General features: G+C 41.4%; 21 protein-coding genes. 16 read left to right on the top strand and 5 right to left on the bottom strand.

Going from position 1 to position 23,637, the window contains the following annotated elements; translation table 11 throughout:
* Nucleotides 1-26 precede the first annotated feature (26 nt).
* Entirely contained in the window at nucleotides 27-1,976 is a 1,950-nt protein-coding gene (ftsH, locus tag ABKW31_RS04835) for an ATP-dependent zinc metalloprotease FtsH (protein ID WP_348615090.1), read from the bottom strand.
* Nucleotides 1,977-2,033: 57 nt separating this feature from the next.
* The gene (gene rlmE, locus ABKW31_RS04830; RefSeq protein WP_348615089.1) at nucleotides 2,034-2,663 is read right to left on the bottom strand and encodes a 23S rRNA (uridine(2552)-2'-O)-methyltransferase RlmE; all 630 of its coding nucleotides are present in this window, start codon (nucleotides 2,661-2,663) and stop codon (nucleotides 2,034-2,036) included.
* A gap of 95 nt (nucleotides 2,664-2,758) precedes the next feature.
* On the opposite strand from rlmE, the gene yhbY reads away from it, so the two are divergent.
* A complete protein-coding gene (gene yhbY, locus ABKW31_RS04825) occupies nucleotides 2,759-3,055 on the top strand; it encodes a ribosome assembly RNA-binding protein YhbY (protein ID WP_348615088.1) in 297 nt (98 codons plus the stop codon).
* Nucleotides 3,056-3,130: 75 nt separating this feature from the next.
* On the opposite strand, the gene ABKW31_RS04820 is transcribed toward yhbY, so the two are convergent.
* The 3 genes from ABKW31_RS04820 to ABKW31_RS04810 all read right to left on the bottom strand — a co-directional run bounded on the left by ABKW31_RS04820 (nucleotide 3,131) and on the right by ABKW31_RS04810 (nucleotide 7,681).
* The gene (locus ABKW31_RS04820) at nucleotides 3,131-3,613 is read right to left on the bottom strand and encodes a peptidylprolyl isomerase (protein ID WP_348615087.1); all 483 of its coding nucleotides are present in this window, start codon (nucleotides 3,611-3,613) and stop codon (nucleotides 3,131-3,133) included.
* 150 nt (nucleotides 3,614-3,763) lie between these two features.
* Nucleotides 3,764-6,160: an ATP-binding protein gene (locus ABKW31_RS04815; protein ID WP_348615086.1), complete on the bottom strand. Its 2,397-nt coding sequence runs from the start codon at nucleotides 6,158-6,160 to the stop codon at nucleotides 3,764-3,766.
* A 285-nt stretch (nucleotides 6,161-6,445) separates the two neighbouring features.
* Nucleotides 6,446-7,681, bottom strand: a complete 1,236-nt coding sequence (locus tag ABKW31_RS04810; RefSeq protein ID WP_348615085.1) for an ABC transporter substrate-binding protein — start codon at nucleotides 7,679-7,681, stop codon at nucleotides 6,446-6,448.
* Between the two features lie 186 nt (nucleotides 7,682-7,867).
* On the opposite strand from ABKW31_RS04810, the gene ABKW31_RS04805 reads away from it, so the two are divergent.
* The 15 genes from ABKW31_RS04805 (at nucleotide 7,868) to lipA (ending at nucleotide 23,591) form a co-directional block, all read left to right on the top strand.
* A complete protein-coding gene (locus ABKW31_RS04805; RefSeq protein ID WP_348615084.1) occupies nucleotides 7,868-9,364 on the top strand; it encodes a methyl-accepting chemotaxis protein in 1,497 nt (498 codons plus the stop codon).
* Nucleotides 9,365-9,563: 199 nt separating this feature from the next.
* Nucleotides 9,564-12,164 (top strand): leucine--tRNA ligase, encoded by a 2,601-nt coding sequence (leuS, locus tag ABKW31_RS04800; RefSeq protein WP_348615083.1) that lies wholly within the window; start codon nucleotides 9,564-9,566, stop codon nucleotides 12,162-12,164.
* A 17-nt stretch (nucleotides 12,165-12,181) separates the two neighbouring features.
* Nucleotides 12,182-12,709 carry an LPS assembly lipoprotein LptE gene (gene lptE, locus ABKW31_RS04795; protein ID WP_348615082.1) on the top strand — a complete coding sequence of 176 codons (528 nt, stop codon included), beginning with the start codon at nucleotides 12,182-12,184 and terminating at the stop codon, nucleotides 12,707-12,709.
* Nucleotides 12,709-13,746 (top strand): DNA polymerase III subunit delta, encoded by a 1,038-nt coding sequence (gene holA / locus ABKW31_RS04790; RefSeq protein ID WP_348615081.1) that lies wholly within the window; start codon nucleotides 12,709-12,711, stop codon nucleotides 13,744-13,746. Before lptE ends, holA begins: the two co-directional genes overlap by 1 nt.
* Complete coding sequence (nadD, locus tag ABKW31_RS04785; RefSeq protein WP_348615080.1) at nucleotides 13,746-14,417, top strand: nicotinate-nucleotide adenylyltransferase; 672 nt, start codon at nucleotides 13,746-13,748, stop codon at nucleotides 14,415-14,417. Before holA ends, nadD begins: the two co-directional genes overlap by 1 nt.
* Nucleotides 14,418-14,455: 38 nt before the next feature.
* Nucleotides 14,456-14,773 carry a ribosome silencing factor gene (gene rsfS / locus ABKW31_RS04780; protein ID WP_348615079.1) on the top strand — a complete coding sequence of 106 codons (318 nt, stop codon included), beginning with the start codon at nucleotides 14,456-14,458 and terminating at the stop codon, nucleotides 14,771-14,773.
* Between the two features lie 40 nt (nucleotides 14,774-14,813).
* Entirely contained in the window at nucleotides 14,814-15,284 is a 471-nt protein-coding gene (gene rlmH / locus ABKW31_RS04775; RefSeq protein ID WP_348615078.1) for a 23S rRNA (pseudouridine(1915)-N(3))-methyltransferase RlmH, read from the top strand.
* A 2-nt stretch (nucleotides 15,285-15,286) separates the two neighbouring features.
* A complete protein-coding gene (mrdA, locus tag ABKW31_RS04770) occupies nucleotides 15,287-17,221 on the top strand; it encodes a penicillin-binding protein 2 (protein WP_348615077.1) in 1,935 nt (644 codons plus the stop codon).
* A gap of 3 nt (nucleotides 17,222-17,224) precedes the next feature.
* Nucleotides 17,225-18,340 carry a rod shape-determining protein RodA gene (gene rodA, locus ABKW31_RS04765; RefSeq protein WP_348615076.1) on the top strand — a complete coding sequence of 372 codons (1,116 nt, stop codon included), beginning with the start codon at nucleotides 17,225-17,227 and terminating at the stop codon, nucleotides 18,338-18,340.
* 52 nt (nucleotides 18,341-18,392) lie between these two features.
* Nucleotides 18,393-19,433, top strand: a complete 1,041-nt coding sequence (mltB, locus tag ABKW31_RS04760) for a lytic murein transglycosylase B (RefSeq protein WP_348615075.1) — start codon at nucleotides 18,393-18,395, stop codon at nucleotides 19,431-19,433.
* A 1-nt stretch (nucleotide 19,434) separates the two neighbouring features.
* On the top strand, nucleotides 19,435-20,271 hold the full coding sequence (locus tag ABKW31_RS04755; protein WP_348615074.1) for a septal ring lytic transglycosylase RlpA family protein: 837 nt from the start codon (nucleotides 19,435-19,437) through the stop codon (nucleotides 20,269-20,271).
* A 273-nt stretch (nucleotides 20,272-20,544) separates the two neighbouring features.
* Nucleotides 20,545-21,645, top strand: a complete 1,101-nt coding sequence (locus tag ABKW31_RS04750; protein ID WP_348615203.1) for a serine hydrolase — start codon at nucleotides 20,545-20,547, stop codon at nucleotides 21,643-21,645.
* Between the two features lie 28 nt (nucleotides 21,646-21,673).
* Nucleotides 21,674-21,937 (top strand): DUF493 family protein YbeD, encoded by a 264-nt coding sequence (gene ybeD, locus ABKW31_RS04745; protein WP_348615073.1) that lies wholly within the window; start codon nucleotides 21,674-21,676, stop codon nucleotides 21,935-21,937.
* 15 nt (nucleotides 21,938-21,952) lie between these two features.
* Nucleotides 21,953-22,624 carry a lipoyl(octanoyl) transferase LipB gene (gene lipB, locus ABKW31_RS04740; protein ID WP_348615072.1) on the top strand — a complete coding sequence of 224 codons (672 nt, stop codon included), beginning with the start codon at nucleotides 21,953-21,955 and terminating at the stop codon, nucleotides 22,622-22,624.
* Complete coding sequence (lipA, locus tag ABKW31_RS04735) at nucleotides 22,617-23,591, top strand: lipoyl synthase (protein ID WP_348615071.1); 975 nt, start codon at nucleotides 22,617-22,619, stop codon at nucleotides 23,589-23,591. The genes lipB and lipA overlap by 8 nt, the downstream gene beginning before the upstream one ends.
* Nucleotides 23,592-23,637 lie beyond the last annotated feature (46 nt).

Raw genomic sequence — 23,637 nt, 5'->3', positions numbered from 1 at the left:
GCGTTTTATTAGTCAATTAAAGTCTATTAACTTGTTGCATCACCAGGTTTGCCAACTGGACTCGATGGTTTTTCTGGCTTCTTCTCACCATCAACAACCGGAGCTCCACCTGTTGGTTTATTAGTATCATTTTTCTTTTCATCCTTAACCCAATCAGCGGGTGGACGAACTTCTCTACGTGCCATTAAATCTGAAATTTGCAATGCATCGATGGTTTCATATTTCATCAAACAATCTTTCATTGATTCAAGGATATCGCGATTTTCAGTCAGAATTTTCTCTGCTCGTGCATAGTTACGGTTGATAATATCTTTTACTTCTTCATCAATCGCCAAGGCGGTTTGATTAGACATTCTCAGTGACTTAGCTGAAGAGCGACCTAAAAATACTTCGCCTTCTTCTTCTGCATACAACAGCGGTCCCATCTTGTCAGACAAGCCCCACTGCGTAACCATTTTACGAGCAAGCTCACTGGCACGTTCAATATCATTTGATGCACCAGTAGTTACACCTTCATTACCCAGTGTTATTGCCTCGGCAATACGACCACCGTATAAACTAGAGATCATGCTTTCAAGATGACGTTTACTGTGGCTGTAACGATCCTGTTCAGGCAAATACATGGTAACGCCTAATGCTCTGCCGCGTGGAATAATAGATACTTTGTACACTGGATCATGCTCAGGTACTAATTTACCTACAATTGCATGACCTGCTTCATGGTAGGCCGTATTGGTTTTCTCTTCCTCAGACATAACCATGTTCTTACGCTCAGAGCCCATCATGATCTTGTCTTTGGCTTTATCAAACTCTTCCATCGACACAACACGCTTGCCAGTACGAGCAGCAAATAACGCAGCCTCATTGACCAGGTTAGCCAGATCAGCACCTGAGAAACCAGGTGTACCACGAGCAATGACGCCGGGTTCAACATTATCGCCACAAGGTACTTTACGGATATGTACTTTTAAAATTTGCTCACGACCTCGAATGTCAGGTAAGCCAACGATTACTTGACGGTCAAAACGACCTGGACGCAATAATGCTGGATCTAACACGTCTGGGCGGTTAGTCGCAGCGATAACAATAATACCTTCATGACCTTCAAAACCATCCATCTCTACTAACATTTGGTTGAGGGTTTGCTCACGTTCATCATGACCACCACCAAGACCCGCGCCACGCTTACGGCCGACGGCATCAATTTCATCGATGAATATAATACAAGGTGCTGACTTTTTAGCTTGCTCGAACATGTCACGAACACGTGAAGCACCAACACCAACAAACATTTCGACAAAATCGGAGCCAGAAATAGTGAAGAAAGGAACTTTAGCTTCACCAGCAATCGCTTTTGCTAATAAAGTTTTACCGGTTCCTGGAGGACCTACCATCAATATACCTTTGGGTATTTTACCACCTAACTTTTGGAATTTGCTGGGGTCACGCAAAAAGTCGACTAATTCAGACACATCTTCTTTTGCTTCATCACACCCTGCTACATCGGCAAAAGTAGTCTTTATCTGATCTTCACCTAATAAACGTGCCTTACTTTTCCCAAACGACATAGCTCCACGACCACCGCCGCCTTGCATTTGACGCATGAAAAAGATCCACACACCAATCAATAAAATCATCGGGAACCATGAAATGAAAATAGTAGTTAAAATCGAAGACTCTTCAGGTGGTTTACCAAAAACAGCAACATTATTTTCGACTAAGTCATCCATTAACTTCATATCAAGATAAGGGATATAGGTAACAAACTCTTCACCATTGCGTTTAACGCCATTAATGGCGCCCGAATCTTTATCAATGGTGGCACGGTTAATATTACCAGAGCGAACCTCACTCAAAAATTGTGTGTAGTCCGTCTGTACCTTGGTAGTTTCACTGCCAGAAAAATTTTGGAATACCGACATCAGTACTACCGCAATTACTAGCCATAAAATTAAGTTCTTTGCCATATCGCTCAAGTTAATTAACCTCTATTGTTTCATTTCTGCTGAGTCTAAACACAGACCATCAGGTTACTATAATTTATAGCCCGTCGCTACCAGATAAACTTCCCGCGAGCGTGCTCTTGAAGACTCAGGCTTGCGAGTTTTAACCACAGTAAACGCTTGTTTCACTGCTTTGAAATAATCATCAAAGCCTTCCCCCATAAATACTTTGACAATAAAACTGCCATTGCGTTTCAACACTTGATGGCACATGTCTAAAGCTAACTCAACCAAATACATTGACTTAGCTTGGTCTGCAGCATCATTACCACTCATGTTCGGCGCCATATCCGACATTACTACGTCTACGTTTTTTCCACCGATTTTGTTCAACAATTCGTTTAAAACTGTTTCTTCTCGGAAATCGCCTTGTAAAAACTCTACCCCTGCTAATGAATCCATTGGCAGAATGTCACAAGCGATCACCATGCCTGCATCCCCAACAAGTTCAACAGCATATTGTGACCACCCGCCGGGCGCAGCGCCTAAGTCAACTACATTCATACCGAGCCTGATCAAGTTGTCTTTTTGATGAATTTCTTCAATCTTGAAGACGGCACGTGAGCGTAAACCTTGTTTTTTCGCTTGTTGCACATATTTGTCAGCGAAATGTTCTTGAAGCCAACGTGTACTGCTACCGGATTGCTTTTTCTTTGTCATTGATTAGCGTTGTGATTAGGAATAACCGAGTTATGGCGGTAGAATAACGCTTTTCAACCATTCGTATTGAATAATTTTGTAAGAAATATTACGCCATGACATTATCAAATAAACAAAAGCAATATCTTAAGGGCTTAGCACATTCGCTAAAACCCGTAGTGCAATTAGGACAAAACGGCCTGACAGAGGGCGTATTAGCTGAAATTGATGGAGCTCTTGCCCATCATGAGTTAATTAAAATAAAAGTCCCATCTGACGACCGCGAAGAAAAAACTTTAATTATGGACGCCATTGTGCGCGAAACTAAATCCATAAAACTACAGGTTATTGGCCATGTATTGATCGTTTATAGACAGAGCGATGAAAATAAAGTCGAGTTACCTAGGAAGTAAAGTTTTTACAAAGGTTTCTAGTGATAGAAACCAAGTTGGATGCTGAGATAACTAAAGTCTCAGCATCCCTCTTTTTTAGTGGTGATGACCGCCTTCACCATGAGCATGACCATGCTCCAATTCTTCTTCGGTCGCTTCACGCACGGCAACTACATCTAATTCAAACTGCAAGGTTTTACCTGCTAATGGATGATTGGTATCTACAGTAGCCATGAATTTGCCGACTTTTACAATAGTTACTTGTCTCTGACCATGCTCAGTGTTGACTACTGCGCTCATACCGGCAGACCACTTACTAGCCCCTTGTAAATGTTTCACGGAGACTCGTTGTTCACTGTTTTCAAGCACGTCGCCAAAGGTTTCACTGGCGGGCAATTCAACTGAAACGTTTTCGCCGGCTTGTTTTCCTTCTAAATTTTTCTCGATACCTGGCATCATGCCATTGTGGCCGTGCAAATAAGCAACTGGCGCTTGGCCTTTGTTACTCTCTACTTCTTTACCATCAAGCTCTTTGATGACATAGTTAAACTGAACAACGCTATTTTTTGTAATTTGCATGATTCTACACTTCGATATTTAGTTGGTGTTTCAAACGCCGGATAGTAGCAGATTTAGTTCAAAAAGCAGTATCTAGAAGCAAGTAATTTCATTTTTTTGCCCTTAATTGCGCAGCGTTTTATTGCTAAAAACTAGCAGTACTTTATTAGTTTAATCCTCGCCACCACTAACGATGTTGGCAATATTTAATAAACTTAGCACCGCAGTGTAATTGATTGATCCTTTGGGATAACGACCTTTACTATTGAGTTGTCCGACATCTTTATTCATTAACAACTCTAAGGCTTGCTCCACTGTTTCAACTACATATATATGAAATTTACCACTTTTAACCGCGGCAATAATTTCTTTATCTAGCATCAAATTAATTTGATTTGATTTGGGAATAATCACCCCCTGCTTGCCGGTTAATTCGCGGTGTTGGCACAATTTGAAAAAACCTTCTATTTTTTCATTGACGCCCCCCACTGATTGCACTTGTCCATATTGATTTATGGAACCGGTAATAGCCAAATCTTGACGCGCAGGAATTTTGGTTAAAGCAGAAATTAAGGCAATCAATTCCGCTAAAGAAGCACTATCACCATCAATATGGCCATAAGACTGTTCTATCGCAATATTGGCTGAAAGTGTTAAGGGAAATAGTTGAGCATATTTATGGCCTAGATACCCGGTCAATAAGAGCACCCCCTTTGAATGGATTGGCTGACCGAGCTCTACTTCACGCTCGATATCGACTACACCAGTGGCACCAGCATAAACGGTAGAGGTAATACGAGCAGGGGTACCAAACATACAATCGCCCACTTCTAAAACCGTTAATCCGTTCACTTTACCAACATCAACCCCATCACTGGCAATCAATATCTGCCCTTGTTTTATATCATCCAGTACCGCTTCACTTACCCTGCCGGTGCGGTGAGTTTTTGCCGCCAAAGCAGCCTCTATGTGCGTTACATCTAATAAGGTTACCGCAGCTTTTCGGCAGAAGTAGGCTGCTTCATGCAGCAATTCAATTACTTCTGAAAAACGTGCGGATAGCCTGTTTTGATGCTCAGCTAAACGCAAGCTGAATTCAACCAAGCGGTACATTGCTTTAGCTGAAATATCACTCAAGCCAAGGGCACTAACTTGGCTTCTAGCTCGGCCAACAAAATCAAATAAGGTTTGTTTGTCCAAGGGGATTTCATGATCAAAGTCCACCAACACCCTAAAAAGCTCATAAAACTCATCATCATATTCTTGTAACGTATAATATAAGTCCCTGGAGCCCAATAATACGACCTTTACATTAATTGGTATTTGCTGCGGATTGAGGGTAATTGAATTAACCATACCCGTATCATGTTGAGGAATATCCATTTTCAACATACCCGACTTGAGCACTAATTTGAGTGTTTCCCACGCATAAGGTTGCTCAATTAATTTGTCGACATCTAATAATAAATATCCCCCATTGGCCTTATGCAAAGCCCCTGGGCGGATCATGCGATAATTGGTATAGACCGAGCCTTGAACATTGGTATATTCAATGCGACCAAATAGATTTTGATGGGATGGATTGGGTTCGTAAATTAATGGCGCACCACTATCAAGAGAGTGCGCAACCAAAATATTAGGTAGATACTGTTCCTCTAAAATACTACGCTTGTCTAAGTCGTCAGCTCTCTCGTCAGATTTCTCATCTTTCTTTTCTTCGGCCAGTAATTCTACAATCGTCTCTACCAAATGGGGTTTTAACTGCCGAAGAAATTTTAGTATCGCCAAATCAGCAGCGTATTTATGTTCTAACTTCTTCAATAGGGGTTTAATCCCCTGTTCTGCTGTGGCGTTTTTTAGCGCACGTAATTTTTCTGATGAAGCACGTTTCCATTTTGGTAACTCGATTAAAGCTTCACTGAGACTATCTTCTAATTCATCAATCAGTTTATAAAAATGGGTTCGTTGCTCTTCATTTAACTCTGCAAAATCTTGGTCTGTCAGAGTTTTACCTTCAACCACTGGCGAAAAGGTAATAACCCCACCTTCTTCAAACAAACTGACACCTTTGCGCTGCGCCAGTGATTCAACGGCATCTATCGCTTTGTCATAACCCTGTTCAAATTCTCTCGCTATGGCGGCTTTTTTACGTTGGTACCCAGGATTATCAAATGCAGCCGGAAAAGTATCTAACAACTCATCCAATAAGATATTTATTTCTTTATATAAAGTCTTACTTTCGCCAGCAGGCAAGCGTAAAGCAAAAGGTTCTCTTTCATCTTCAAAATTATTGATATAACACCAGTCATCAGGCGTAGCTGCACTATTAACATATTTATCAATATATTCACGGACCAAGGTAAAACGTCCAGTGGCTTGCTCACCCATTACATATAGATTATACCCACGAGCGTTGATATCGAGCCCAAATGCCAGCGCATCTTTAGCTCTGTCTTGACCAATAAAAGTCGAGTTTAGTGCTTGCTCATCTTTTAATGCCTGGTTGATTAATCGTCTGCTGGGTTTGGCAGTGAGTTGGTGGAGCTCTAAAGCATATTTACTTTGCATATGTTGATTTGGGCTTATATTTTTTGTTGGGGATGAGAAGCACTCAATACTGCCTAGTGAAACGTGGATTTGAAATGCTGTCAAACAGTTATCAAAACTAAGCTTCAGGCTTTATGTAAGCTGCGAGCAATTAGGCTCATTCATTTAATAAGTATTTGGACTCTAATCAAAGTCGCAGCATATTAGCCCAAGCAAGTATGAAAATAAATCCGAGATTAGTGCATTGGTCAAGCTAACCCAGTCTGATGTCATATTTATTCAGCTTACACTCAAAAAAAAATGCGTTTACGGCATATATTTTTTGCGCGCTTGTTCTAGCTTATCTAATGCCAATGAAATATCTCTACTGTCCATGAATACGGTGAAGATTTCGGTGGCAGCGCCGGCCATATCAGCGTTGGCATCCCTATCAAAAAATTGTGAAACACCGGCAGAAGCATTTAAAATTCGACTCCCTTCTTTGATAAAATAATCAGAACTTGACTCACTGCTCACATTTGGCGAGATCATACCTAATTTTTCATTAAAATCTTGTTGAAATGGTTTACTCGCTAAAAATAGTAAAAACTTATCCATCGCTGGTGTTTTGCGGGCATAACTTGGCACCATAAACAAATCAAGTGGTGCCTCTTCATACAGGCCCATTTGACTGTCAATGATTGGAAAGCGAAAAAAGCGAAAGTCATCTCTAATTGCGGAAGGCATCGCACCAGCAAAGAAGTTACCAATCAAGGTCATACCAGCTAACTTATGATACATAAAAGGCATGGCCTCTTGCCAATTCCAACCATTGTAACGATCAACAAAAAAATCTTGGTCAAGCAAATTTTTCCAGATCACAAATACTTCTCTGACCCGAGGATCGGTGTAAGGAATTTCACCCTTGAGCAACGATTGATGAAAGGTTAACCCGTTAATGCGCAAGTTAATATAATCAAACCATGCAGCCGTAGGCCACTTAAATTCAGCACCAATCGTTATTGGCGTAATACCAGCGGCTTTTAGCTTAGCGCAGACGTCCAAAAATTCTTGCCACGTATTGGGTGGCGACAAATTATATTTCTGAAACAAAGACTCACGATAGTAAAAACCCCACTGATAATAGGATATTGGAATGGCAAATCGTTTGCCTTCATATGAAATAGCGCCTTTAGCGCCGTCACTAAATACATCCTCTAAGTTATTTTGTTGCCAAAAATCACTAATGTCTTTTACATACCCATCTCTTACATATTGGTAAAGACGCTCCCCTCCTTGCCAATTTAAGATATCTGGTCCACTGCCTTGTGCAAACCATTTTACTAAATCAGTCTTGTATTCTGAATCACTGCGAAATAAGACTTCAACCTCAATAGTGGGATTTGCCGCTTCAAAGTCTTTAGCAAAAGCGGTGTACATGGAACGTTGAATACCACTGGATGTTAAGACACCCACAGTAATTTTTTCAGCTGATACAGGAGTAAGAAGTCCGCAAAAAAATATAGCTGCAACAAAATTTTTATAACTCAGTTTTCTCATCATCTACCTACTTCTATCTGATAAAAAATAACTACAAGCTCATTCAGAGCATAGCTCAACGGCACACCTCTTTGCACATGATAGTTTAAAACTCACTTGTCTGTTGGCAAAAACCAGCTAAGGTGTAGACACAGACTTTGTGTCACTTTGTGAGTGTGTTATAAGATGAGCTTGAGAAGAAAATTAAACTTGGCGTTACTTTTAGCGTTAACCTTAACCCTATGTTTGTATGCCGTTGTAGACATATGGATAAGTCAAATAAAGTTAAATGACCAAGCCGAAATTGCATCACAAAACACAGCAAAAAGACTCGGTATAACGCTTGCTAATTCAATGTGGAACTTCAATGTTGATAATGCCCGTAAAGTAGCCGAAGCAGAACTTGGTACAAATGATTTGGTGGGTGTCAAAGCGTTTGACAATGAGAATAATCAACTGTTTGAAATCAATTGGGATCAAGAGTCTGAATCGGCAAATAACGGCTCATACAGCGGTGATTTTCTTTTCAAAAAAGAACAAATTATTAAGTTCAACGATCAGGGTGAAGACTTCAACGCCGGTAAAATTGAACTAATCTACTCCAGTGAATCTATTGATCAAGCGTTCTCTTTTGCGCTAAAACGCAGCATTGTGCAAATTGTGTTATTAGACGTCGTCATTTTGCTGTTGATGGGATTTTTGATCCACAAACTTATTTTAAATCCTTTGGATAGTATCACTCGCCGTGTCAATGATATTGCCCAAGGTCAAGGAGATCTCACAAAACGCATTAACTTTAGTAGTAAAGATGAGCTGGGTTTATTATCAGACGGCATCAATGCTTTTATTGCAAACATTCACACTATTATCCAAGAAATTACTACTGTTTCTAATAGTTTGGATAAAACCTCTGAAAGTGGTCAGGAAAATATAAATCAACTCAATACCTTAGTCGATAACCTAAATGGTCGAGTTACTGAAATTGTTGGCGCGGTGCATGACCTTAACGAAACATCAAAAGGCGTCGCTAATCATGCGGCTCAATCTGCCAATATAACGCAAGAAACAAGTAAACTTGCTTCAGAGGGTATGCAAGATGTTAATCACGCAAATCGGATGATGCAGACACTCGCAGCATCAATCAGTGACTCTACTGCGAAGACTGAAAAGCTCGAGGAATATTCACAAAATATAACCACGGTAATCGAAGTAATCAAAGGTATTGCCGAACAAACAAATCTTCTCGCCCTCAATGCAGCGATAGAGGCGGCTAGGGCTGGCGAGCAAGGTCGAGGCTTTGCGGTAGTTGCTGATGAAGTCAGAACTTTGGCAAAACGGACTCAAGAATCAACGGGGCAAATTACTAAAATCATTGAACAATTGCAAAATCAGTCGTCTGAAACACTGGAAGTCATGAAGTCAGGCTTAAAACAAGCTGGAGAAAATGTAGAGCTCGTATCACATGCAGAGAGTACGTTTAATAACATACGCATAGCAATAGAGAAAAACTTACAAGGGGCGACCACTATTGCCTCTGCAGCCAACGAGCAAAACAAGACGCTTAATTCCATTGAACAAAACGTCAGTCATATCAAAGAAGCCAATGAAAAAACTTTAGAAATTGCCAGAAAGAGCGCAGAAACCAACAAGGATATTGTCGCCATGAGCCATACCGTCGCCAGTCTAACAGGCAAATTTAAAATTTAACCAGATGGTCAAGGAAGACTAGCTTGCTTAAATAATCATCAGTTCAGTGGCATTTAGCTACTTTTACAAAAAAACACCGCGATATAATAGACAAAAGCCAGCTCTTCTATTGTCGCCACCTCTAGGGCTAAGGTATTCTATCAGGCTATAAATTAATATCGCGACGCGCGAAGCACTCACATTAGTGGAATCTTTTTTAATGGCACAAAAACAATACCAACCTCAAAAAATTGAAAAAGAGGTGCAAGCATTCTGGGAAAGCAATAACACTTTTAAGGCCGTTGAACAGCCTGAAAAAGAAAAGTTTTATTGTTTATCTATGTTTCCCTATCCTAGCGGTCGTTTACATATGGGCCATGTACGTAACTACACCATCGGTGATGTCATTAGTCGTTTTCAACGCATGCAAGGCAAAAACGTTTTGCAACCTATGGGCTGGGATGCGTTCGGCCTGCCCGCTGAAAATGCGGCGGTCAATAACAATACGGCTCCGGCTAAATGGACATATGCCAATATTGAGTATATGAAAAACCAGTTAAAATCACTTGGTTTTGGTTATGACTGGGATAGAGAAGTGGCAACCTGTAAACCTGATTATTATCGCTGGGAACAGTGGTTTTTCACGCGTTTATATGAAAAAGGCTTGGTCTACAAAAAAAATTCTACCGTCAACTGGGATCCCATTGACCAAACCGTATTGGCAAATGAGCAAGTTATCGACGGCAGAGGATGGCGCTCTGGCGCTCTGGTAGAACAAAAAGAAATCCCTCAGTGGTTTATTAAAATTACAGACTATGCTGAAGAGCTGGTTAATGACCTTGAGCAATTGAGCGATTGGCCAGACCAAGTCCGTACAATGCAAAAAAATTGGATTGGTCGTTCTGAAGGTGTCGAAATCACCTTTAATTTAGTCAATACGATAGCTGGTGCAGACTCATTTGATGTTTATACCACCAGACCCGATACGTTATTTGGTGTGACTTATGTTGCTGTAGCAGCACAACATCCCATTGCCCTAGAGGCGGCCAAAGAAAACGCAGAATTAGCGCATTTTATTGACGAATGCAAAAATACCAAGGTTGCCGAAGCTGAATTAGCCACCATGGAAAAAAAGGGCTTTGCCACAGGGTATTATGCTATTCATCCACTCAGTGGTGAGTTTGTGCCTATTTGGGTCGCCAACTTTGTTTTAATGGGTTACGGCTCAGGTGCAGTAATGGCAGTTCCTGGCCACGATCAACGTGATTGGGAATTTGCGAGCAAATATCAACTTACTATTAAACAGGTTATTGCTGCCAGTGACAATGAAACGCAAGTTGACGTCACCCAAGCTGCCTATACCGAAAAAGGCTTGTTGGTTAACTCCCATGAGTATGATGGCTTAAATTCAGCTGAAGCCTTTGAAAAAATAGCGGCAAAATTAGCCGAACTAGGCAAAGGTAAAAAGAAAGTTAATTACCGTTTGCGTGATTGGGGTGTATCAAGACAGCGTTATTGGGGTACCCCTATCCCGATGTTAAACTTAGAAGATGGCAAAGCCGTTCCAGTACCTGAAGATCAATTACCCGTGGTATTGCCTGAAGACGTGCATATGAATGGGGTGATATCTCCTATCAAAGCCGATCCTGAATGGGCAAAAACTCAATATCTAGGGCAGGATGCAATACGTGAAACAGATACCTTTGACACCTTTATGGAGTCATCATGGTACTACGCGCGTTACACTTGCGCGCAAAATGAACAAGCCATGCTTGACCCGAGCCAAGCCAATTATTGGTTACCGGTAGATCAATATGTGGGCGGCATTGAACATGCTATTTTGCATCTTTTATATTCGCGCTTTTTCCACAAGCTATTGCGTGATGAAGGCCTAGTTGAATCTGATGAGCCCTTCAAACGTCTATTGTGTCAAGGTATGGTATTAGCTGATTCATTTTATCGCGAAGACGAAACAGGCAAACAAATTTGGTATTCTCCCGCTGACGTCATCAGTGAAAAAGATGAAAAAGGTCGAATCGTTCGTTCTGTGTTAGCTGCCGATGGGCAAGAAGTGAAACACGGCGGTATGACTAAAATGTCGAAATCGAAGAATAACGGCATTGACCCCCAGCAAGTAATAGACGTCTATGGTGCCGATACTATTCGAGTCTTTACTATGTTTGCCGCACCACCTGAGCAAACTTTAGAATGGATTGACTCCGGCGTAGATGGCTCTCATCGTTTTGTAAAACGTTTATGGAACCTTACCCAAGAACATCTTGAATTAGGACCTGTTGAAACCTTAGACTTAAGCTCATTAACGGCTGAGCAGAAAAATGTGCGTCGCCTTATTCACAAAACCATTGAAAAAGTGACAGATGATGTTGGACGTCGTCAAACATTCAATACAGCCGTTGCTGCGATTATGGAGTTGCTTAATAATTTGCAAAAAGCGTCGCAAGTAGAAGCACAAGACAAAGCAATTGTGCGCGAAGGAATTAACGCGATTGTGTTGTTACTCGCACCTATCGCTCCGCATATTTGTCATGTCTTATACAAAGAACTGGGATTTGATGGTGACATTGAAACTGCCGCGTGGCCACAAGTTGATACAGCTGCCCTAGTTGAAGATGAAAAACTGGTTGTGGTGCAAGTAAACGGTAAAGTTAGGGCGAAAATTACAGTCGCTGCTGATGCAACACAAGAACAAGTCGAAACCTTGGGTTTACAAGAACATAATGTGCAACCTTTTGTCGAAGGTAAGACGGTACGCAAAATCATCTATATCCCCGGCAAGTTACTTAATATTGTGGCAAATTAAACAAGGGTACAAACTAGGTGGTAGTTAAAATAATAAAAGCTTGGGTGTTAGGCGTTCTTATTGTGGTCCTAACAGGTTGCGGTTTTAGTCTACGTGGCGCTTTTCATTTGCCCGCTGAAATCAAAACTATTCAATTAAGTTCAACAGCCCATAACACCTCTTTGGAGCGTGCGCTGACCAAGCGCTTAAAGCCTTATAAATTGGAGTTGATTGACACTAATATTGCTCAGTCTTCTCCTGATTTGACTATCACTTTGTTACCTGATGCCCTAGAACGCCGTTTACTTTCACTGTTTAACACCGGTCAAGTGGCTGAATATGAATTGGTTTATACCGTAAAATACCAATTACAATTTGCTCAAGATGCTTTCCAAGCTGTCGAATTTACTGTCACCCGTGAATATCAAGATGATCCAGATGCGGTCTTAGCCAAATCTCGCGAACTCGATTTGGTTCTAGCTGAAATGCGACAACAGGCAGCAGACCGTATTATTCGGCAAATATCCACCAGTTATGCTAATCGTAAAACACTCACAACCTTGTAATGCAGATTTATCCTAATAGACTTAAAGCAGCCATAGAGCAACGTTTAGCCCCCTTTTATCTGATTTTTGGTGACGAACCCCAGCAAAAATTAGAAGCTATCCAAAATATCCGAACCGTGGCGCTAAAACAGGGATTTGATGAAAGGCAGTCTCTGACTGTTGATAGTCAATTCAATTGGGATAGCTTAGTTGAAGCGACCCAAACCCTGTCGTTATTTTCGAGCAAACAATTCATTGAACTGGAATTACCGACGGGTAAACCGGGAGCTGAAGGCAGTAAAGTGCTTAGCATGCTTGCTGCACAAGGAAATAATGATTTACTGTTCGTCATCCATGGAGCCAAAATTGGCAAGGATGTTCAGTCCAGTAAATGGTTTAAGCTGCTCGATAAAACTGGGGTGTATATCCCTTGTTATCCTCTTGAAGGCAATCAGTTACAACAATGGTTAGCTCAACAAATGCAAGTAGAAGGTTTACAAGCATCTAAAGAAATCTGCCAACTACTGGCTGATTTTTGTGAAGGCAACCTATTGGCAGCCAAGCAAGAGGTGCAAAAACTCGCCTTGTTGTATCCCTCAGGCAAACTTAGTTTAGAGCAAGTAGAACAGGCGGTGGTTGATCAAAGTCGCTTTACTGTGTTCCATTTGATTGATGTGCTGCTGGCAGGTGAGGCTCAAAAGGCCGTCAAAATGCTCTACCGCTTAGAAAGCGAAGGAATAGAGCCTAACATTATTTTATGGGCTTTGACTCGCGAATGGCAAACCTTACAGGCCCTGTTATTTGCCCAACAATCTGGTCAAGCGCCAAATTGGAATCAACATCGTATTTGGGGAAATCGACAAGCCTTATATTTGTCCGCTCTCAAGCGTTTAGATTTTGCTCATTTACATGCTTTGCAAAAAAAACTCACCACCCTTGATTTTGCCATCAAACAATCGCAAATTTTACGATCTTATGTTGAATTATGTCATTTATGTTTACTGTTTATGCCATACAATTTAGATGCCCTGCCCCTTGATTACGGGTTGAGTGATTAATGCCTTTAAGTCCTGCTATTGGGCTTTTTGGTGGCACCTTTGACCCTATCCATAATGGCCACATATACCCTGTGATTGCTGCGGCTAAACTGGCCAATATAGATTCTGTCGCTTTGATGCCAAATTATATTCCTGCCCATAAAAACGCGGCACAAAGCACCAGTCAGCAACGGTTGGCAATGATTAAACTGGTATGCGACGAGTATCCACTTTTTTATCCCGAGCCTTGGGAAATTGAGCAATCAAAGGTTAGTTATAGTGTTGAAACCCTACTGGCTTTTCGACAACGTCATCCTCACTCTCCCATCTGCTTTTTTATTGGTAGTGATTCGCTCTATTCACTGCCAAAATGGCACCGCTGGCAAGAGTTATTGGGCTTGTGTCATTTTATAGTGTGTCAACGCGAACACCAAACACCTCCCAAAGCTGAAGAAAATAATCAGATAATTATGCAGCGCATATTGGCCAAACATCAAATTACCCAGGTAGCCTTACTTCAGCAAAAGCTGGCTGGCTATATCTATTTGGCTAAAACCCCTGAAATAAACGTGTCTTCAAGCCAAATAAGAGCCTTACTTGTTAAGGGGCAAAACCCGCAAGGTCTGTTACCTAGTGCTATTTATCGCTATATCGAGCAATTTAAGTTATATCAGCAAAGTACGAATATCTGATAAACTTAGGGCTCAATTTAAATTTGTAAGGAATATTTTTGGATCATCAACAGTTAAAAGCATTTGTCATCGAAAAAATAGAAGACCTAAAAGGTCGTGATATAGTCGATCTTGATGTCGCAGAAAAATCATCGGTCACTGAAACTATGTTAGTGTGTTCAGGTAATTCAAAACGTCATGTTGTTTCTATTGCAGAAAATATTATCGTTGAAGCAAAACAAGCCGGTACCCAACCTCTGGGTATTGAAGGACGTGAAACAGGTGATTGGGTACTGGTTGATTTAGGCGATGTTATCGTTCACGTGATGCAAGATGAAGCGCGTGATTTTTATCAATTAGAAAAACTCTGGAGTTAAAATACGCTCTAGTGAACACAGCAACGTATAACTAATTTCCATGCGTATTCAACTTATCGCCGTTGGGCAAAAAATGCCTGCTTGGGTGGAACAAGGCTTTCAAGAATACTTGAGACGCTTCCCCAGTGATATGCCGCTGAGTTTGACGGAAATTTCGGCCGGTAAACGCGGTAAAAATGCCGACATTAAACGTATATTGCAAAAAGAAGGCGAGCTGACGTTAGCGGCTATTCCCAAGGGCAATAGAATTGTTACCCTAGAGGTGACTGGTGACTCTTGGGATACGCCAAAACTAGCGAGTCAAATGGAAAAGTGGCAAATGGATGGTCGAGATGTCAGTTTATTGATTGGCGGGCCAGAAGGTTTAGCCCCAGAATGTATTCAGGCTGCGGAACAAAAGTGGTCATTGTCGAGTCTGACATTACCACACCCACTTGTTCGCATTATAGTGGCCGAGAGTTTATATCGAGCATGGTCGGTCAACAATAACCATCCTTATCATAGAGAATAGTTTTGCCTACACCGCGTATTATCATAAAAGACCATACGGCTGAAGCCAATTTATTTGCCAGACGCAGTGTTATTGCCATGTTAGTTATTGTTGTTATGATAGCTATCGTTTTAACCAATTTACATTATTTACAAGTAACCCGCTTCGAAGATTATCAAACCCGTTCGAATGGTAATCGCATCAAAGTTTTACCGGTGGCACCTAATAGAGGATTGATTTACGACCGTAATGGTATATTGCTCGCAGAAAACCTGCCAGTTTATAGTATTGAAGTCATTCCCGAAGAAATCAGTGATCTCGAAGAAACACTGACTGAATTACAACAGTTGTTAAGTTTAGACGATGATGAAATAGATGAATTTAATCAAGCCCTTAAACGTCAACGTCGTTTTAAACCGGTTACGCTGAGAAACCGACTGACTCCAGAAGAAGTTGCTTTATTTTCTGCTCATCAATATCAGTTTCCTGGCGTCTCTGTGGAAGCACGATTAGCCCGTCATTACCCGTTTGGTGAAACCGCTACTCATGTACTGGGGTATGTCGCCAAAATTAATAAATCTGATCTACAAAAATTAGCTGAAGCCGGCCAAGAAGCCAACTATGCAGCAACCTACGATATTGGTAAATTAGGCATAGAAAAATACCATGAAGAGTTACTCCATGGCCAAGTGGGTTATCAAGAAGTTGAAGTCAACAGTAGAGGCCGCATTATCCGCACTTTAGACTTTGAACCACCTATACCTGGCAAAGACCTAGTGCTCAATATCGATATTAATATGCAGATCCAAGCGCAACAGGCTTTTGCTGGAGAGCGAGGTTCTGTGGTAGTAATTGATCCTCGCGACGGCGGAGTTTTGGTTTTATATAGCAGCCCTAGTTATGACCCTAATTTGTTTGTACACGGTATAAGTAGTAAGGAATACAACAAGTTACTAGCATCCAAAGACCGCCCATTGATAAACCGCGCTACGCAAGGTCAATATCCGCCCGCATCCACCGTCAAACCCTTGCTGGCTTTACTCGGATTAGAAGAAAAATTAGTGACTGTTGACACCAAAATTCATGATCTGGGTAAATACAAACTAGCCAATGTTGAACGAATTTGGCGCGACCATAATAAATGGGGGCACGGCTGGGTAAACGTGACGAAAGCCATTGAGGTATCTTGTGATACCTATTTTTACGATTTGGCCTATCGTATCGGTATCGATCGAATTAGTGAAAGTATGAATGAATTTGGTTTTGGTGATTACACCGGAGTCGATTTACATGAAGAAGCAGATGGTCTAATGCCCAGCCGCGGCATTGTCAAAGCGGTGTTCAATCGCCCTTGGTATATTGGTGATACCATCAACGTAGGCATTGGCCAAAGCTATTGGACAGCCACCCCTATTCAACTAACCCAGGCGATTACTGATTTGGCCAATAAAGGACGGCGCTTCATTCCACAAATTATGCGGGGGGAGATGCAGAATAATCAGTTAGAGCTTGAACCTCTCAAAGAACGTCGCCCTATTCAGATGAAAAATGAACAGAATTGGGATGTGGTACTCGATGCAATGTATGGCGTGGTTAATCGCGCGGGTAGTGGCAGAGCCGCTTTTACCAACACAAATTATACTTCGGCGGGCAAAACTGGCACAGCGCAACTTGTTGCCATAGCTCAAGACGCAAAATACGATGCCAGTAAATTATCTGAAGAAAACAGAGATAACGCTATGTACGTGGGTTATGCCCCTTATGATAAACCACAAATTGTCTTAACAGTGGTGCTTGAAAACGCTGGGCATGGCGGAGCACAAGCAGCGCCTATAGCGCGTATTATGATGGATTATTATTTTAAAGACCAAGTCTTTCCTGAGCACAAAGTGATAGATTCCCCGCCTATTACCGCAAGCTCGAATAGTACATCTAAACCAATAACTGAAACGGACTAAGCGGTGTTACGAACTAAATTTAGCACGAATAACGACAGTTTTTTAAGGCGCATTCATTGTGACGGCCCTTTACTTTTTGGCCTACTTATTCTTATGGCAGTGGGGTTGGTCACTATTTATTCCGCCGGAGGGCAAGATATAGATCTGATTCAACGTCAGATAACACGACTAGGACTGGCTTTAGCAGTGATGTTGGCAATTGCCCAAATACCCTCTTTGGTCTACAGCAAATTATCATTATATTTTTATCTCGTAGGTGTATTAATGCTAGTCGCCGTTTTGGCTTTTGGAGTCGTGGGTAAAGGCGCTCAACGCTGGCTTGATTTAGGTTTCTTTCGTTTTCAGCCCTCTGAAATTTTGAAACTTGCAGTCCCTATGATGATAGCTTGGTATATTAGTCGCTTTAATCTACCACCTAAAATTAGCCATATACTAGGTGGTTTTATTCTTGTTGGTATACCTACCCTCCTTATTGCCAAACAACCAGACTTAGGTACTGCGTTACTTATCGCTAGCTCGGGTATTTTTGGCTTATTTCTAGCCGGTATGAGCTGGCGTTTTATTATTGGGGTCGCAGTCTGTGCTTCTGCTTTTACGCCGATAATGTGGACTTTCTTGATGAAAGACTACCAAAAGCAACGAGTACTCACTTTTCTAAACCCAGAAAGTGATCCCCTAGGCTCCGGTTATCACATTATTCAGTCACAGATCGCTATCGGCTCTGGCGGCTTAAATGGCAAAGGTTGGCTGCAAGGCACCCAATCGCAATTAGAATTCTTACCCGAAAGACATACCGATTTTATCTTTGCGGTTTTTAGTGAAGAGTTTGGCTTCTGGGGGATTGTTGGTCTTTTAGTCATTTATGCATTTATTGTAGCCCGCGGAATGTTAATTGCTGTTAATGCTCAAGATGCTTATAGTAAAATATTGGCCGGCAGTATCACCCTTACCTTTTTTGTCTATGTGTTTGTCAACATGGGTATGGTTTCTGGTATTCTGCCAGTGGTCGGTGTACCGCTGCCTTTAATCAGTTACGGGGGCACCTCTATGGTGACTTTATTGGCTGGATTTGGAATACTAATGTCAATCAGTACCCAGAAAAGATTATTATCTCGTTAGGGATGGCCGTTCGGCCCAATAGCAAAGATACCTTTAGAGTGATGCTTAGCAAATGAAATTTTTATACCATTCAGCTTTAAAAAAAACTGCTTTGCCGCACTTTTTTGTTCTTTTGTGTGTTCTATGTTTTACCGCCAATGCAATGGCATCAGTCAAAGAAAAGCAGAAAAGCTTTATTGATTTAATGGTAAACAAACATCAATTTGATAAAAACCAGCTTGACCAACTATTTGCCACAACCATACCAAATGAAGCAATCTTACAAGCCATTGCAAAGCCTTGGGAGGCCAAACCTTGGTTTCAATATTATCCGATATTTTTGACTGAAAAACGCTTAGACAAAGGACTAGAATTTTGGCAACGCTACGCTACTGAATTAGCCTTGGCTGAAAAGCAAACTGGAGTACCCGCACAAATTATCGTAGCAATTATTGGAGTAGAAACATTCTACGGAAGCTACTTAGGTAAATACTCGGTATATGATGCACTGCAAACACTCGCCTTTAGTTATCCACCTCGTTCCACATTTTTTACTAGTGAACTAGAGCAATTATTTTTACTTGCCCGTGAGGAAAAGTTTGAAGTCACATCTTTGATGGGCTCTTATGCTGGCGCCATGGGTTGGGGACAATTTATCCCCTCAAGTTATCGAGCCTACGCCGTGGATTTTGATCAGGACGGAGTGCGGGATCTGCTCAATAATCCAGTTGACGCCATTGGCAGTGTGGCCAATTATTTTAAGCGCCATGGTTGGCAAGCAGGTCAAGCTATTACTTATCCTGCAGATATTCAAGGCAGTCGTTACAAAAGCCTATTAAACAGGCAGTTGAAATTACAACACACATGGCAACAGGCCAATGACTTGGGTGTTAGCCTAAAAGAAAAAACGAAAAGTACTTTAGCTATGGACACTAAGGTTAAACTAATTGAATTTGAACAAGCTCAGCAGCCCGAGTACTGGTTAGTGCTAAGTAATTTCTATACGATTACCCGCTATAATCACAGCCCCCTATACGCCATGGTTGTCTATCAGTTAAGTGAGCAATTAGTTGCGGCAAGAGAAGCGCAATTAAAGGTAACGGCAGTCGAATAATATGTGCTTAACCTTACGCCAAAGTCTCTATTGTTTAATATTAACCAGTCTTCTCATTGGCTGTGCTCAGACCGAAACAAGTCGATACCAGCAAAAACATGACTCAGCCCCTCACGCACCACCAGAATCAGTGCTGATGCACGATGCCGTGCCGCAATACCAGCCTTATGCACCAGCCAATCAGCGCCCTTATACAATAAGAGGTGTGCACTACACACCTTTACCCACTGGCAAGGGTTATAGTGCTGAAGGATTAGCATCTTGGTACGGACAAAAATTCCATGGCCATTTAACTTCAAATGGCGAAATTTATGACATGTACACGATGACCGCAGCACATAAAACGCTGCCTCTGCCGTCGTTTGCACGAGTTACTAATTTAGCGAACGGCAACCAAGCTATTGTGCGGATAAACGATAGAGGCCCTTTTCATTCTGAGAGACTAATTGATCTCTCCTATGCTGCCGCTCTAAAACTCGGCATGTTAAGTTCTGGAGTAGCAAAAGTTAAGTTAGATGTACTTCACGTTGATGAGCTGGGGCAAATGACAGTAGGCACGGGCCCTACTATTCCAGCTCTTGCCCCTCCACAATCACTTGCTCAAACCAATACAAAAAATGTTTATATCCAAGTCGCGGCCTTACAAGACAAGACTAAAATTGATTTACTCGGAAATGGCTTAACATCGTTATATCAGGTGCCTTACCAGGCCCCATATGAAAACGGACTATATCGTTTGCAATTAGGCCCACTTAACGACGAACAGACGAGTAATCAATTATTAAACGAACTCAAAATTAATGGCTATCAAGGTGCCTATAAAGTGTATCTACCTTAAAGAAAAATCATAAAAGATAAACTTTTCGCACTTTTCTCAGTCGAAGTCCTAGGTTTGCAAATTCTTACAAATTGCCTGAATTTATTGTTCTATCAGCAGTATTTTAAGTGCAAAAGTGCTATATTAGCGGCCAAATTTAAAGAGCTATCCATCACTCACTAGCTCACTGTCTCCTAACTCAAATCAAAAAACGGTTGATTAATGCACAAAAATTATTCTTTCAGAGCTGTTGTATTTAGCAGTCTTAGTCTTTTATTTATCAGTACCGCTTCTATGGCCGCGGTTGTTATTCCTCCAGCTCCAGGGGTTGCGGCAAAAGGTTTTATACTTTTGGATTATCAAACCGGTAAAGTCATCGCTGAACAGAATGCGGATATACTTCTGCCGCCAGCCAGTTTGACTAAAATGATGACCAGCTATGTTATCGGCAAAGAAATTGTTAATGGCAATATCAAAGAATCTGACTTAGTGACTATTTCTGAAAATGCCTGGGCTAAGAACTTCCCTGATTCATCTGTCATGTTTATTGAAGTGGGTAAACAAATATCAGTTGCTGATCTCAACCGCGGTATTATTATCCAATCAGGTAACGATGCGTGTGTTGCAATGGCTGAACATATTGCAGGCAGTGAAAGTGCCTTTGCTAGTATGATGAATATGCACTCTGAAAAGCTCGGCATGTCATCCACTCACTTTATGAATAGTCATGGTTTACATGATGCAGACCATTACACCACACCAAGAGACATGGCCACTTTAGCTAAAGCATTAATTAGAGACGTGCCACATGAATATGCTATTTATAGTGAAAAAGAATTTACCTTTAACGGCATCAAACAATATAACCGTAACGGCTTGTTATGGGACAAAAGTTTGAATGTGGATGGAATAAAAACCGGTCACACCTCAGATGCTGGCTATAGTTTGGTTACTTCAGCGACTCAAGACGGGATGCGTTTAATTTCAGTGGTCATGGGTACAGAAAGCGATCGTGCCCGAAAAGAAGAAAACAAAAAATTACTTAAATATGGATTTAGATTTTTTGAAACGATCACCCCTTATAAAGCGGGTAGTAGTTTTGTAACACAACGTATATTTATGGGCGACAAAGAAACTGTCGATCTTGGTATTTTACAAGATACCCCCATAACGATTCCTCGTGGGCAAAGTAAGAAATTAGAAGCTAATTTTAAACTCGATAAAAACCTAAAAGCGCCGCTAGCCAAAGGTGAAGTGGTAGGAACATTATATTTACAGATAGAAGGTGAAGACATTGCAGAGTACCCCTTGGTCACTTTGCAGGAAGTCAACGAAGGTGGATTTTTCGATCGTATGGTCGACTTCGTGAAATTAAAACTTGGCTTTGACAGCTAGATTTCTATCAAACAAGATTGAGAGCGTAATGGAAACTAATTTTGACAAACTACTAGATTTTCCTTGTCAGCAAAACTTCAAGGTTATGGGTGTGGCGCATGAGCGCCTACCTGAGGACGTGATTAGTTGTTTACAAATTCACGCCCCTGGAGATTACACCCCTAAGGTTAAACCAAGCTCAAAAGGCAATTATCATTCCATTTCTCTCAACGTCACTGTGACCAGTAAAGAACATATGGAAACCATTTATATTGAACTGGCAAAACTAGAATTAGTACGTGTTGTTCTGTAACCGAAACAGGTAGTTATGCCATATCAACCACATGTCATTATAAGGCAATTAGGCCGACGCGCTTATTTGCCCATCTGGCAAGCTATGCAGGAATTCACTGACAAACGGGATGAAGATACCCCAGACGAACTTTGGTTAGTTGAACATGATCCCGTATTTACTCAAGGCCAAGCAGGTAAAGAAGAGCACATACTCGCTCCTGGCAACATCCCAGTGGTCAAAGTAGATCGCGGTGGACAAGTCACCTATCACGGCCCAGGTCAACAAATGCTCTATGTGCTACTTAATTTAAAGCGCAATAAATTGGGGGTTCGAACCTTAGTCACAGCCCTTGAAGAATGCATTGTTAATACTTTAAAAACCTATGGTATCGCCGCTTATCCCAAAGCAGACGCACCAGGTGTTTACGTTGACAGTAAAAAAGTATGTTCTATTGGACTCAGGATCCGCAAAGGTTGCTCTTTTCATGGCTTAGCATTAAACGTAAATATGGACCTTAGTCCTTTTTTGCGTATTAATCCTTGTGGTTACGCAGGCCTAGAGATGGTAAATTGCAATGAGTTGGGTGGCCCAGCGAATATTGCGGAGGCTGGCCTAAAAGTTGTCGAATCGTTATGTGAGTTAATTGGTATATCACAACAAAATCCGTCCACATTAATTGAATACAAAGAAGGTTTTGATGAGTAAGGTGCAAATACAAGGTCGTGTTCAAGCAGGCGTGAAACTGCGTGATGATGAAAAAGTAAAACATATTCCCATCACTATTTTACCGACTGAAAAAACAGAAATGTTGCGTAAACCTAATTGGATAAAGATCAAGTTACCCAGTAACACAGCAAATATCGATCACATCAAGAATACGCTTCGTAAAAATAATTTGCATTCCGTGTGTGAAGAAGCAAGTTGTCCCAACTTGGCTGAATGTTTTAATCATGGCACTGCAACCTTCATGATTTTAGGCGACATTTGCACTCGTCGTTGCCCCTTCTGTGATGTGGCCCACGGCAAACCTCTGCCACCAAGTGCAGAAGAACCAATTAAGCTAGCCAAAACTATTGCTGAAATGCGCCTTAAATATGTGGTTATTACCTCAGTCGACCGCGATGATTTGCGTGATGGTGGCGCTCAGCACTTTGTTGACTGTATCAATGCTATCCGTGAGCACAGCCCGAGTACCAAAATTGAAGTATTAGTGCCCGACTTTCGTGGTCGTATGGACAGAGCATTAGAAATATTTAAAAACGGCGTACCTGATGTGTTTAACCACAATCTTGAAACAATCCCCCGTTTGTATTTGGAATGTCGTCCTGGCGCAAACTACCAGTGGTCACTTGATTTACTTAAAAAATTCAAGGCACAACACCCCGATATTCCTACCAAATCAGGTTTGATGATGGGTATGGGCGAAGATAAAAATGAAATCGCTGAAGTACTAAAAGACTTACGCAGTCACAACGTTGAAATGTTGACCCTTGGACAATACTTACAGCCGAGCAAACATCACTACCCACTTAAACGCTATGTGCATCCTGATGAATTTGATGAGCTAGGTGTTATTGCTAAAGAGATTGGCTTTACCCATGCAGCTTGTGGTCCTATGGTGCGTTCTAGTTACCATGCGGATAAACAAGCCGCTGGTGAAGAAGTTAAGTAGATGAGCGAGCGCGCTTCGCAACAAAGTAAAAAAACAAAAAACTCGC

The organism is Paraglaciecola sp. 25GB23A, from assembly GCF_040012495.1.
Lineage (GTDB): Bacteria > Pseudomonadota > Gammaproteobacteria > Enterobacterales > Alteromonadaceae > Paraglaciecola.
This window is presented reverse-complemented; position numbering and strand designations above follow the sequence as displayed.